Genomic DNA, 12,972 nt, shown 5'->3' with positions numbered 1-12,972 from the left:
CTCACACTACTTTCGCGGGGAACAGCGTGTTGTACAGCTGGGTCAGGATGATGTTGGTGGCGAACAACATCAGCGCGGAACTGACCACCGCCGAGTTCACCGCGTTCGCGACACCGCCTGGGCCGCCGTGCGCGTGCAAGCCGATGTCACAGGCGATCACCGCGGTCAGCACCCCGAAGATCGCGGCCTTGACCAAGGCGATGATCAAATCGTTGGCTACCGCGAAGGACGCGAACGAGCTGATGAACGAGCCGGGCGTCCCGGACTGGGCGTACACGTTGAACATGTACGCGGTCGCGAAGCCGACGAAAACGACGAATCCGCAAAGCAATACGCTCACCAGCACCGCCGCCGCGAGACGGGGCGCAACCAGGCGGCGGACCGGGTCGACTCCCATCACCATCATCGCGTCGATCTCTTCCCGGATGGTTCGTGACCCCAGATCGGCGCAGATCGCCGAACCGACCGCACCGGCGACCATCAACGCCGACACCAGCGGCGCGCCTTGCCGGATGATGCCCAATCCCGCGACCGCGCCGATGAATGTCGTCGCACCGACCTGGTTCACCAGAGCGCCGACCTGAATGGACACCACGACGGCGATCGGAATGGCCACGAACACCGTGGGCGCCGCCGATACGTTGGCCATGAACGCGCACTGCTTGATGAACTCCTGGTAGGGAAATCTTCCCCGGACCAGCGAGACGAACAGTTGCACAATCGCTTCGCGGCCCAGGGTGACTTGCCGGCCCAGCGTTTCCAGCGAGCGCTGGGGGTGGCGCCGCCACAATCCCGAGGCGCTGTCGATGATCTTCTCGAGCTCGCCCGGTTCTCGTGGCGGTCGCTCGTCGGCTGGTGTTCGCAGCGAGGCAGTCACCGGTGGCCGTTCCTTTCCGATTTCCCGTCCGCCGCCGGCGGCCGCCCCTTCGGGGGGTGCGGAGCGTGTGCAGTGTTGCACACATCACAGACGTCGTACAAGTGATAAGTGATCGTCTATTTCATATCCGAAGCCAGCCGCAGCCCCGCTGCGGGTACTCCAGTCCTCGCTTACCTGCCGTGTGAGCTTCGCATTTCCACCAGATACAGCCAGGTGGACAGTAGTCCGGAAAGCGAGTGAGTGTGTAAGTAACTACATATTCTTCCACGCCATGGACGGCCGGGGCCGCAGGAGCGGCTAGGCGAGGCCTTCCAGCCAACGTTGCAGCAGCACCACGAGGGCTACGAGCACCACACAACCGGCCGCCAGAAGGCTGAGCACAGCCACCCAGAGCCCGAAGCGGAGAACGGGATTGACCTTCATCCGCCCACCGAGGATCTTGACCACGATCACCAGGACGTCGATGAGCCACACCAGAGCCATCATCAGGTCATGCACACATTCGAGAAGGTGAGCACCGGCCAGCACACGATCGAGCCCAGGAACGACACGACCAGATCGAGGCCGTGCATGGCGCGCAGGTGACCGGTATGGGTGAGGGTCCAGATCACCCCGATCAGCCCATACGGAACGCCGATGATGATGAGGGTGCCGAGGAACTCGGAAACCTTCATCTCATAACCGAGTATTCGGTCGAGTTTCTTGAGCATGCGTCGATGCATCCTTTCGCTCCGATCCCACGCCGCCGCGGGCTGGGACACCTGCCGTACCGCAGGTGTCCGCCCGCACCGCCGAACCAAGGGGACCCGAGCCGCTATGTTAGTCGCAATTCTTCCAAGTATGGAACCACTTCGGACAAATCAGCTCTGACTTGTTGGATCTGAGCAGCACATAGCATCCTGTGCGATCGCCCTCTATCCCACCATGTTCATGGATATTCTCTATCGCATCCAGGGTCATGGGCTACGGGTTCATCTCGAACGTGCCGGCGTAGCTCAGCACCTCGTCGTGCAGACGCGCGGTTCGCCGCTGGTCGATGACCGGTTTGCGCAGCGCATTCCGGGCCCAGTCCTGCTGAGCAGGGGTGGAGGAAGCCTTCGAGAACACCCCGAGCGCGTACGCGGAGAAGTCCCGAACGAACACCTCGAAGATCGAATCCACGAGGTCGTCGGACGTCCCGGCGATCGCGGCCTGCTCCAGGACGAGCTGCCCATAGGGCAGCAGCGTGAACAACTCCCCGACCGCCAGTTGATAGTCCAGGTCCTCCAACTGCGCCGCGGTCGGCGGCGCCTGCACCGGGAACTGGGTGAACTGCTCGGCCTGCTCGACGAACAGCGCCACGTTCGGCAGGTGCCGGTAGGGCGCGTACGCGGGCCGCCAGTCGGCGAAGCGAACCTTGCTCAGTCCGGCCGCGCCCGGCTGCCGGAACAGTGACTCGTCGTCGCCGGGGTCCCGTCGCACCGGCACCGCGGGCAGGTCCGCCGGATGGAAGAGGAAGTTCGGCATGAATTTCAGCGTGAGCGCCATATTCACGTGGGCGGTGCCCTCCAGCCGGGGCATGGAGTCGATGGTGCCGCGCGCCATCGCGAAGTAGGTGTCCTTCTCGAAACCCTTGGCGGAGATGACATCCGACAGCTCACGGAACACGCGCTCGGCCTCGCGGGTGACCTTCATCTTGCCGATGGAGTTGAACATCACGAAGCGGCGATCCTCCGGCGTCGAGCAGCGCATGTAATCGATCGCCCGTTCGTGGTAGAGGCGCATGGCGTTCATACGCACGTAGCTGTCGGACAGAATCTGGCGCACCTGCGCGAAGTCGGTGACCGGATGCCCGAACAGGATCTTGGCGGAGGCGTGGTTGATCGTCTCGTAGAAACAGTGCTCGGTGATGCCCAGCGCGACCATGCCGATGTTGAACTTGCCGCAGTTGACCGCGGCGAGCGCGGCGTCGAACGCCTTGCGGCCCACGTGCAGCACGTCGTCGGCCGAAACGGGATAGTCCACCAGGTCGTAGGCACTGACGAAGTTCTGGCCGTGGATGACGTTCTTCACCAGCCGGTAGTTCGGGTGCCTGCTGTCGGCGACGAACCAGACGTACGCGTCGGGACCTTCGAGGTCGGTGCGCCTGCCGATGGTCGGCACGATCCGGGCCACGTTGCCGTTGCCGATGTAGTACTTGCTGCCGGTAGCGGTGAACCCGCCCGCCCCGTCGGGGGTGAGCAGCATATCGGTGGCGTAGATGTCGGCGCCGTGATCCTTCTCCGACAGCCCGAAACCGATGATTCCGCCGCGGTCGAGCTCCTCGGCGGCGCGCAGGTGCGCCTTGCCGTTGGCGCTCTGCCAAATGGTGGCGAGACCGAGTGTGGAAACGCCCCAGGCGTACCAGTACTGCGGTCCGTAGAAGCCGGTGATCTCGTTGAACCGGGAGATGAACGCGGTGTCCCAGCGCTTGTCCGGGTCTTCGTCCGCGCTCGACCGCGGTGTCGCCATGTACGCGAGGATGCGGCTCTCGGCGAGGAACTCCATCCAGTCCTCGTACCACTCGGCGCGCTGCGCGTCGCCGGTGAGCGCCCGCTTGCCCTTCTTCTCGAAGAAGTCGACCACCGAACGCAACCGAGCCCGCGTAGCGGGATCGAACTCCTCGAACGTTTCGGTCTTCGGGTTGAACAGGACCATGGCGAACGCCGCCTTCCAATGTGATGGCAAGTGCCATCACATTAGAACTGACGGCATCCGTCGTCAATCCGTTGGCGCTGCTCACATGCTCAATCCCAAAGGTCGCCACAGGGCAGCGCGGGCAACCCGACGTCGACGTTGTCGTCGATCGTGACGATGAGCTCCGGATGACTGCTCGCCAAGACCTCGGCCACACTCGCGGCCTGTTCGGCGCACGCCTGATAGTCCAAGACGAGAGCACCGGATTCGATATGGATATGTCGAACGTTTTGCGGGTTCACCATCTCGACTCACTGCACCATGCGCACAAAGGACAGGAACGGCGCCCGCCACGACATCCCTCGCCGACTGCGCCCGATTGCGCGGACCGACGAACGACCCGACTCCCGCCACCGTCGTTCCGACCGGCAGCGACACTGCCGACCAGCAGTGCCCGGCTGCGTATTATGTTAATGCATATTCATACCATCAGGCGACTGCCCGGAGGGAGCGAGTTGGAGTCCCGGCGGGAAGAAGTTAGAAGCTTGCCGCGTTCACCCGCAACTGCCAGCGGTAGCCCAAAAGCCACGTTGCGTTGCCTTCTGGATAAGTTATCCTACATTCGATAGAGAAGGCGCATGCCTGTCGCTGCCGTGGGCACCAACCAGCACCCCCTGAGGACATGAGAGACAGTAAGTTTCAGTCTCTCAAAGCGTCAACTCGAGTGCGGTCGCAGACGAAATGAACGGCTGACCATAAAGGCCTGGAGCTGCCGGGTTCCCCGAAGTTGTGGCATGGCCCACAACCGCAGGTCACAGCAAAATGATCGGTCCATACCATTCATCCTTGAACCATGCGATTGGTGATCATCGGCGGCGGCATCCTCGGCACCGCCCACGCCTTGGCCGCGATCCGCCGCGGACACGAAGTCGTGCAGCTGGAACGGGAACCGGAAGCCCGCGGGGCGACCGTACGCAATTTCGGCCTGATCCGGGTGTCCGGGCGGTCGGCCGCGGAACTCGACCTCGCCCTGCGTTCGCGGGTGCTGTGGGAGGAGATCGGCGGCAAGGTGCCCGGAGTCGGATTCCGGCCGGCGGGCTCGCTCACCCTGGTGCGCACCCCGGAGGAACTCGCGGTGGCCGAGGCCGCGGCGGCCGGTCCCGAGGCCGAGGCGCGCGGGTTCGAATTACTCGACCCGGAGCGCGTGCGCGCCGTCAATCCCGCGCTGCGCGGCAAATTCCTTGCCGGACTGCATTGTTCGACCGATGCCGTGGTCGAGTCACGGCAGGCGCTGCCCGCGCTGCGCGCCTACCTCACCGCGAGCGACCGCTACACCTTCCATTCCGGCACCGAGGCCAGGACGGTCACCGACACCGGTTCCGGCGCGCGGGTGCGCGACGACCGGGACCGCGTCTTCGACGCCGATCTCGTGCTCGTCTGCCCCGGCGCGGCGCACACCGGCCTGGCCAGGGAACTGGCCGGAATGCTGCCGGTGCGGCGGGTCCGGCTGCAGATGATGCAGACCGCCGCGCTGGGCGAACCGCTCACCACGGCGGTCGCCGACGGCGACAGCTTCCGCTACTACCCCGGCTTCGCGGGCCCCGAGGTGGACCTGCTGAACCGGGAACAGTCGCAGACAGCGACCGCCGCCGAGCACAAGATGCAACTGCTGTGCGTGCAGCGCTTGCACGGCGGTGTGACCATCGGCGACACCCACGAGTACACCGAGCCTTTCGCATTCGACCTCGACGAGGCCCCGTACGAACATCTCACCGCCGTGGCCGAGGAGTTGCTGGGCCGCGAACTGCCGCCGATCGTGCGGCGCTGGGCAGGCGTGTACAGCCAGAGCGCCGACCCCGATGTCCCGGTCACCCGCGCCCGAGCCGACCGGCACGTCCGGGTGATCACCGGCCCCGGCGGCCGCGGCATGACCCTCGGCCCCGTCCTCGGCGAGGAAACCGCCGACCTGCTCGGACTCTGACGATCGACCATGCCGGACAACACGATCGAAGTCGCCGTCCTCGCCATGGCCGGGACCACGGTCGCCGACAGCGGACTCGTGCTGCGCGCTTTCGGGGGCCGCCACGACCGAAGCGGGCATCGAACCCGTATCCGACGCGGTGGTTCGGCGTCCACCCCGCCGAGCCTGCCGGTTTCGACCATCCGGCGCCACAACTGCCACCCTGTGTCGCAGTAGAGATGCGGAGGATCGACATACCCCCGCTCCAGCCATTCGGAGAAATCGTCGAGGTTCTCGTCCTCGGATTCGGCATCCGCCAACGCGGTGAACTCGCGCATCCGTCGAAGAATCCTTGCCGCGCACCGACATCCGGGCCTCGTCTCGCCGTCCGGTCGCGACATTATGCGTTACCAGACGTATCCCAAACCCCGGGAGCCGTTGTGCTGGCACACCACAGAATCCGCGTGTCGATTCGCGCTGATTGCCCCGCGTGTAAAGAATGCTCGCAAGCACGAAAGCGATTGTCCGCCACAGCATAACGCGCAATATGGAGCGGACGGAATGACTGGAGAAATAGCGGTGGTACTCCTGTGGGTGGCAATTGTTGCCATCGTCCTGGTTCTGCTCGGCGGTGCGGCCGCGGCCATGGTGTGGGATCCGAATTCCCGCCGTGCGGCCCGGACGGCCGACGAGGGGGCCGCACTGCCGCTGGCGAGCATGGGGTCCGCGCACGAGAGTTGGCCGCGCCGGCACTGAAGCGTCGCACGCCGGTCGTCGGTCCATCCGCGCACCAGACGATTGACCGCCCGGGATCCCCCGTCGGCGAATTTGCCAGCAGATTGCTGTTTACCGTGCATTAGGGCTTCCGGGCACCTGTTCACCGGGTAGTTTGAGCGTGCAGGAACGCTGCGCCGCGACTCGCCGGGCGCCTGCGCGGCGCCGGCACCGCCAATTCCCGGAAAGAACGGAGGTGCAGCAATGACAGGCACCGATACCGCTCCCGAACCGTGGCCCGCCTTGCGCGTCGATAGCTGGACTCCTACGCGCGAGACGCTGCATATGTGGACACAGATCGTCGGCAAGATCAGACTCTCCCGCGCTCCGCTGGTCAACCACTGGTGGCAGGTGACGTTCTACGTCAGCCCGAGAGGACTGACCACCTCCGCCATCCCGCATGCGGCGGGGTGCTTCGATATCGAGTTCGACTTCCTCGACCACCGGTTGCACATCCGCTCCAGCGATGGCCGCACTCGCCAGGTCGCGCTCGAACCCAAGCCGGTGGCGGCTTTCTACGGCGAAACCATCGATGCGCTCGGCGAACTCGGCATTCCGGTGCACATCCAGGGCAGACCCAATGAGGTCGAGCCCGCCGTGCCGTTCGCCGAGGACTACGAGCACCGCTCCTATGACGCCGCGGCCGCCACCCTGTTCTGGCGGCAACTGATCGCCGCCGATCGCGTCATGCACCAGTTCCGATCGGGTTTCCTCGGCAAAGTGAGCCCGGTGCACTTCTTCTGGGGAGCGATGGATCTGGCCTGCACCAGATTCTCCGGGCGGGCCGCTCCGCGACACCCGGGCGGCGCCCCCAACTGTGGCGACTGGGTCATGGTCGAGGGCTACTCGCATGAACTGAGCAGCTGCGGCTTCTGGCCGGGCGGCGGCACGGAAGGCGCCTTCTATGCCTACGCGTACCCGGAGCCGGACGGCTTCTCCGACTACCACATCGGTCCGCGAGAAGCCTTCTACAGTATGGAATTGCGGCAGTTCCTCCTGCCGTACGAGGCGGTTCGCACCGCCGAAGCGCCCGAATCGGCGCTGCTCGAGTTCCTCGACACGACGTACACGGCCGCCGCCGCGCTCGGCCACTGGGACCGCTCGGCCCTGGAGGCGGACCCGGGCCGCTGGAATCACAAGCGCCGAGTCCGCGACTTGGGCGTGGCGCAGCCGTGATCGGCTCCGACGGCAAGTAGTGCGCCGATGACGGCCGCGCTCCATGGTCGCTATGCGCCTCGGCGCGTCGACCACGAAGACTCTCGCCAACTCGCAGACGTTGCGCCCGCGACCTGGCGAACGGCACGTTAGACAGGGTGTGAATCTTTTTGCGACGTCCGGTCCAACCCGAGCCATCGGCCTGCGAGCTGGGACGGCGAGCAAGCCGCAGCACGTGATCAGGCCCTCGATCGAGGGTCATCCCCAGCACTGGGAATAAACACGTGTGTTGGGTCACCGATCAATGTATCGTTATATGACGGCACGTTAATCGACGGGATGAATCTCATGGAGAACACAAGGAAGCGCGTAACGGTGCGTCGAGTGGTGGCTTCGGCGCTGATCGGTGGGGCGGTCGTGACGGCAGCGTCCGTCGCCGCGCCGGAATCGTTCGTGACCACGACAGCGGACCGGTACTCGCACAACCCGGCCGACAAGCGTGGTTCCGGCGTGGGAGAGCGGAGTCGCAGCAGCAATCACGGCGGATACCGTGGACGCAACGAGCGCCCTTGCCAGTACACCCCCGAGGGATACTGCACCGGACGGCGCTGACGGCTTCGCTGCCCGCCGCGGCGGCACCACCGGATCGCCTGGGCGGCCCGAAACGGGCCGCCCTTCCGCGCGACATCAGCCCTGGGCCGGGCCGTAGTCGAGGTGAACGACGCCGTTGGCGTAGACCTCGTGCTCTTTGAGCGCCAGCTTGGTCGCGTCGACGCCGTCGCTCCACAGGCGCTTGCCCTTGCCGAGCGCGATCGGGTAGACGAACAGGTGCAGGTCGTCGACCAGGCCGTCCGCCAGCAGCGCCCGCACCAGCGTGCCGCTGCCGCTGATGTAGATGGTGCCGTCGATTTCGTCCTTGAGCTTGCGGATCACGTCCGGGTCGTAGGCGCCGACGCGGGTGCTGTTGGCCCATTCCACCTGCGGCTCCCGGGCGCCGACGACGTACTTCGTCGTTTCGTTGAAGAACGGCGCGCCCGGGTCGTCCTCCACGGTGCGGGTAGACCAAGCCGGGGCGAACATCTCGAACGTGATGCGCCCGAGCAGGATCGCCTTCGACGCCGAAGTGATCGCCCCGAGGGTCTCCCCCATCTTCGGGTCGAATCCGTATTCGAAGGTCCAGGACGGATCCTCGTACACTCCGTCGAGTGCTATGAACTCGTGAACTGCGATGGTGCCCATGGTGTTTCCTCTCATCGAGTCCGGCGGTTGCCGGGGTGCGGCCGGTGTCGCTGCCTGGAACGACTCTGCTGGTACCGCCTTACGGTTTGTTTACGGTTGCTCCGTACCTTCGGGACGGACACCGCCCGAGCATGCTTTTCTACCGCACGAACGGGGTCTTCGCCCGTGCCTCGCGCAGGGCGCTCGCCCACCACAGCAGCTGGTCGAGCACACCGTCCACAGCCTCGTCCAGTTCCGGGTCGCGGCGCGGCCAGCTGCCGTCGCTCGCGTAGCGCTGCCATGCCTTGGTGATGGTGAGGGTGCGACGGATGGGCACCGCGTTCAGTTCGCCGAAGACCGGGCGCAACTGGGCGGCGGCGTGACCGCCGTCGGCGTCGCCGCCGTATCCCACCACCGTGACGGGCTTGGCCGCCCATTCCGCGTCGAACCAGTCGACGGCGTTCTTCACTGCCGCCGGGAAGCTGCGGTTGTACTCCGGAGTGACCAGGACGAACGCGTCCGCGGCCGCCAGCCGTTCGCCGAGCTCGCGGACCGCTGGTGGCGCCGGCTCGTCGTGGTCGGTCAAACGGTCGGGCAGCGCGGCCGTCGCGAGATCGATCCGGTCCAGGTCCACCTCGGGGCGGCGGCACATCCGCCCGGCGAACCAGTCCGCCACCGTGGGACCGAAACGGCCGGTGCGCGTGCTGCCCACGATCAACGCCACCCGTACCGGATGCGGGCCGATCATCGCGCGTCCCGCACCGGTGCGTCGCCCAGGACACCGCCGACGAGCCGGAACATCTCCTCGACGCGGACGCCGGGAGCGGCCGACATCTTCTCGTCCGGCCCTGCCTTGTCACAGGTGAGCAGAACCGACGCGGCCATACTGGCGGTGGTGGGTTTCATGTCTCGACTCCTTCCGGGAGTTCGGGTTCGGCGTTCTCACTGTGAGTCCTCCACCTTCCGATTTGTTTGCGGTCGCCTGTCGTACCGCTCGCCTAGGCTGCTCCCATGCGTTTCGGGGTGCTGGGTCCGTTGACGGTCTGGACGGATGCGGGTGCCGTGGTGCCGATTCCGGGCGCCAAGGTCCGGGCGCTGCTGGCCGACCTGCTGGTCACCCCCGGCCAACCGGTGTCCGGCGACCGGCTGGTCGACGACATCTGGGCCGACGACCCGCCCGGCAATCCGGCGGGCACGCTGGCCGCGAAAGCCTCGCAACTGCGCAGGGCGCTCGAAGACGCCGAACCCGGCGGCCGCGACCTGGTTGTCTCCCCGCCGCCGGGATATCGGCTGGCCACCTCCGACATCGACGCGCAGGAGTTTCGCGCACTGGTGGCGTCCGCGCGCGCCGCCACCGAGCCGGCCGAGCGGGTCCGGGCCCTCACGGAGGCGGTCGCTGTCTGGCGTGGCCCCGCGTTCGCCGATTTCCGCGATGCTCCCTTCGCGCAACCCGCCATCGCACAGCTCGAGGAGCAGCGTCTGGTGGCGGTCGAGGAGCTGGCCGAGGCTCGGTTGTCACTGGGCGAATACCGGGAGGTCGCGGGGGAACTCACGGCGTTCGTGGCAGCCCATCCGCTGCGCGAGCGGCTGCGCGCCGCCCACCTGCGCGCACTGTACGGCGCGGGAAGGCAGGCCGAGGCGCTGGTCGGTTACGAGGATCTGCGCAGGCGCCTCGACGACGAACTCGGCATCGACCCGGGCCCGGAGCTGGTCGCGCTGCACCGCGCGATCCTCGAGCAGGATCTGCCGCTTGCCGCGCCGCCACCGGAAACCGCGGTCACCCGGCGGCGCACCTCGAACGTCCCGGCGCAGCGCACCGAGCTGATCGGTCGCGATACCGACCTCGCGCAGTTGTGCGACACCGTCGCCACCGCCCGGCTGGTCACGCTGACCGGACCGGGTGGGGTGGGCAAGACGCGTTTGTCGCTCGCCGCCGCGGCGGCGCTGACCGAGCGGTTCGCCCACGGTAGCTGGCTGGTCGAACTGGCCGCGCTGCAACCGACCTCGACCGACGGCACGTCGTTCCTCGCCGATGCCGTGGCCGGTGTGCTCGGCATCCGCGCCGCCGACGGCGCCGACATCACCGGGCTGTTGTGCGACGCATTGTCCGACCAGGAACTGCTGTTGGTGCTGGACAACTGCGAGCACGTGGTGGATCGAGCCGCCGAACTCGCCGAATCGCTGCTCGGCGCGGCACCGGGACTGCACATCCTGGCCACCAGCCGCGAACCGCTCCGGCTGCCCGGTGAGGACATCGTCGCGCTGGAACCGCTCGAGGTGCCCGCCCGGGACGCGGCGCTCGACGAGATCGCCCGCACGGGCGCGGTGCGCCTGTTCGTGACGCGAGCACGGGCGGGCGCCCGCGATTTCGTGCTCGACGCCGACACCGCGGCGCCGGTGGCCACCCTGTGCCGCAGGCTCGACGGCATCCCGCTCGCGCTGGAACTGGCCGCCACCCGTGTGCGCGCGCTGGGCGTGCACGAGATCGTCGCCCGGCTCGACAACCGGTTCAAGCTGCTGGCCACCGGGCACCGCGGCGTGCCGCCGCGGCAGCAGACGCTGGCGGCGATGATCGACTGGAGCTGGGGCCTGCTCGACGCGACCGAGCAGGCGGTGCTGCGCAGGCTCGCGGTGCATACGGGCGGATGCACCCTCGCGGCCGCGGAGGCGGTGTGCTCCGGCGAGGGCGCGACCCCGGTGGACGAATCGGTCGTCGCCGACGTCATCGCAAGGCTGGTCGACCGCTCGCTGGTACATACGGCCGGGCGGCGCTACCGCTTGCTGGAATCGGTGGCCGCGTTCGGTCTCGACCGGCTGGCCGACGCAGGCGAGTTCGACGCGGCGCACCTGGCTCACCACCGGTACCACCTGCGGCTGGCCGAGCGCGCCGAGCCCGAGCTCTACGGCGCCGACCAACGACGCTGGCTGCGGTGGCTCGACGAGGAGACGGCCAATCTGCGCGCGGCGCTGGACGGCTTCATCCGCGCGGGCGAGGCCGACCGAGCGCTGCGGTTGGTGAACGCGCTCGCGTGGTACTGGCAGTTGCGCGGCCGGCTGAGCGAGGCCCGCCGCTGGCTGGACGCGGCGCTGGCGCTCGGCGGTTCGCCGCCGCACCGCGCCCGAGCCCTGGCGTGGAGCGTCGGATTCGCGTTCCAGCAAGGCGAGTTCGGTGCCGGGGCGGCCGAGCGGGCCGCGGTGTTCGCGCTGTACGACACGGTCGACGATCCGGCGGGGCGGGCCCGCGCGGAGCTCTTCCTCGGATCGTCCGCGCTGGAGTCCGGGGACGTCACCGAGTCGGAATCCATGCTGTGCAAGGCACTTCCGGTCTTCGAAGAACTCGGCGACCGCTGGGGTGTCGCCGCGGGACACGTGGCGCTGGCCAAGGCCGCCCACAATCGCGTGGACCTGGCAGCGCTGGAGCGGCACGCGCGCACGGCCGCACGGTTGTTCGCCGAACTCGACGACCGCTGGGGCAGGCTCCAGGCCGCGGAATGGCTGGGCGGGCTGGCCGAACTCACCGGTGAACTGGCCGCCGCCGCCGACATACACGCCGAGGCACTCGGCCTGGCGCAGGAGCTCGAGCTATGGGGGCAGGCGTGCACCCATCTGTCCTGGATGGGCTGGATCGCCATGCAGAACACCGACTTCGATCGGGCCCGCGCGCTCGGTGAACAGGCGCAGCGGATCGCGGCCGAGCACGGATATGAACCGGGCCGGTTGTTCGCCGCTGTCGTGCTCGCGTTCACCGCGCGGCGCGACGGCCGGTTCGAGATCGCCGAGCAGATCCTGCGCGAACTGCTCGCACTCCCCCTCGCCGAGGGTGCGGAGACTCCGCTGTTCCTGCCGATGCTCCAAGTGGAGCTGGGCTACATCCATGAACGACGCGACGATTTCGCCGCCGCGTTCGCCCTGTACCTGAACGCGTTCGACGGCGCCCAGCGTATCGGCGCGCCGCGCGACACCGCCTTCGCCCTGGCCGCACTCGCCTCGGTGCTGGCCGGAATGGGCGAGCCGGACACCGCCGCCCGCCTGCTGGGCGCCGCGGCCGCCGTGCGCGAGGTCAACGGCATCGCGCTGCTGCCCGCCGAACGCCCCGACATCGACCGTCCGGCGAACCTCGCCAGAACGGCGCTCGGCGAGCGCTCTTTCGCCGAAAGCCACACCGCAGGAACTCGGTTGACGCCAGTCGAGGCCCGCGACCTGGCCGCCTGCGCCGTGCTCGAAATGCCCGGCCTCGCACCGGCGGGCAGCCACACCGCCCCGGAGGCCGCGCCCGCCGCACGGTGAAGTCGTGACCGCCTATGGAATCCGAGAACCGGCCCGACGGAGAACC

At 67.5% G+C, this 12,972-nt stretch carries 13 protein-coding genes; 5 read left to right on the top strand and 8 right to left on the bottom strand.

The window, feature by feature from the left end; all coding sequences use genetic code 11:
* Position 1: 1 nt before the first annotated feature.
* From ON19_RS38450 to ON19_RS38430, 5 genes are all read right to left on the bottom strand, one after another.
* The gene (locus ON19_RS38450) at positions 2-877 is read right to left on the bottom strand and encodes an MlaE family ABC transporter permease (protein ID WP_372478696.1); all 876 of its coding nucleotides are present in this window, start codon (positions 875-877) and stop codon (positions 2-4) included.
* Between the two features lie 297 nt (positions 878-1,174).
* Positions 1,175-1,363: a hypothetical protein gene (locus ON19_RS38445; RefSeq protein ID WP_043704504.1), complete on the bottom strand. Its 189-nt coding sequence runs from the start codon at positions 1,361-1,363 to the stop codon at positions 1,175-1,177.
* Positions 1,363-1,587 carry a hypothetical protein gene (locus ON19_RS38440; protein WP_043704503.1) on the bottom strand — a complete coding sequence of 75 codons (225 nt, stop codon included), beginning with the start codon at positions 1,585-1,587 and terminating at the stop codon, positions 1,363-1,365. Before ON19_RS38440 ends, ON19_RS38445 begins: the two co-directional genes overlap by 1 nt.
* A 253-nt stretch (positions 1,588-1,840) precedes the next feature.
* Positions 1,841-3,553, bottom strand: coding sequence for an acyl-CoA dehydrogenase family protein (locus ON19_RS38435; protein ID WP_043704501.1), 1,713 nt, complete (start codon positions 3,551-3,553; stop codon positions 1,841-1,843).
* Between the two features lie 89 nt (positions 3,554-3,642).
* On the bottom strand, positions 3,643-3,837 hold the full coding sequence (locus ON19_RS38430) for a hypothetical protein (RefSeq protein WP_043704498.1): 195 nt from the start codon (positions 3,835-3,837) through the stop codon (positions 3,643-3,645).
* A 548-nt stretch (positions 3,838-4,385) separates the two neighbouring features.
* On the opposite strand from ON19_RS38430, the gene ON19_RS38425 reads away from it, so the two are divergent.
* The 4 genes from ON19_RS38425 (at position 4,386) to ON19_RS38410 (ending at position 7,442) form a co-directional block, all read left to right on the top strand.
* Complete coding sequence (locus tag ON19_RS38425) at positions 4,386-5,513, top strand: TIGR03364 family FAD-dependent oxidoreductase (RefSeq protein ID WP_043704496.1); 1,128 nt, start codon at positions 4,386-4,388, stop codon at positions 5,511-5,513.
* 9 nt (positions 5,514-5,522) lie between these two features.
* Entirely contained in the window at positions 5,523-5,729 is a 207-nt protein-coding gene (locus ON19_RS44375; protein WP_043704495.1) for a hypothetical protein, read from the top strand.
* 324 nt (positions 5,730-6,053) lie between these two features.
* A complete protein-coding gene (locus ON19_RS38415) occupies positions 6,054-6,248 on the top strand; it encodes a hypothetical protein (RefSeq protein ID WP_043704493.1) in 195 nt (64 codons plus the stop codon).
* Between the two features lie 222 nt (positions 6,249-6,470).
* The gene (locus ON19_RS38410; RefSeq protein WP_043704491.1) at positions 6,471-7,442 is read left to right on the top strand and encodes a DUF5996 family protein; all 972 of its coding nucleotides are present in this window, start codon (positions 6,471-6,473) and stop codon (positions 7,440-7,442) included.
* Positions 7,443-8,108: 666 nt separating this feature from the next.
* On the opposite strand, the gene ON19_RS38400 is transcribed toward ON19_RS38410, so the two are convergent.
* From ON19_RS38400 to ON19_RS42735, 3 genes are all read right to left on the bottom strand, one after another.
* Positions 8,109-8,660 carry a dihydrofolate reductase family protein gene (locus ON19_RS38400; RefSeq protein ID WP_043704487.1) on the bottom strand — a complete coding sequence of 184 codons (552 nt, stop codon included), beginning with the start codon at positions 8,658-8,660 and terminating at the stop codon, positions 8,109-8,111.
* 139 nt (positions 8,661-8,799) lie between these two features.
* Complete coding sequence (locus ON19_RS38395) at positions 8,800-9,387, bottom strand: NADPH-dependent FMN reductase (protein ID WP_043704485.1); 588 nt, start codon at positions 9,385-9,387, stop codon at positions 8,800-8,802.
* The gene (locus ON19_RS42735) at positions 9,384-9,545 is read right to left on the bottom strand and encodes a hypothetical protein (RefSeq protein ID WP_157230091.1); all 162 of its coding nucleotides are present in this window, start codon (positions 9,543-9,545) and stop codon (positions 9,384-9,386) included. Before ON19_RS42735 ends, ON19_RS38395 begins: the two co-directional genes overlap by 4 nt.
* 105 nt (positions 9,546-9,650) lie before the next feature.
* Between ON19_RS42735 and ON19_RS38390 the strand changes: the two genes are divergently transcribed.
* Positions 9,651-12,926 carry an AfsR/SARP family transcriptional regulator gene (locus tag ON19_RS38390; RefSeq protein ID WP_083899999.1) on the top strand — a complete coding sequence of 1,092 codons (3,276 nt, stop codon included), beginning with the start codon at positions 9,651-9,653 and terminating at the stop codon, positions 12,924-12,926.
* Positions 12,927-12,972 lie beyond the last annotated feature (46 nt).

This window comes from Nocardia abscessus NBRC 100374 (assembly GCF_000308455.1).
Classification (GTDB): domain Bacteria; phylum Actinomycetota; class Actinomycetes; order Mycobacteriales; family Mycobacteriaceae; genus Nocardia; species Nocardia abscessus.
This window is presented reverse-complemented; position numbering and strand designations above follow the sequence as displayed.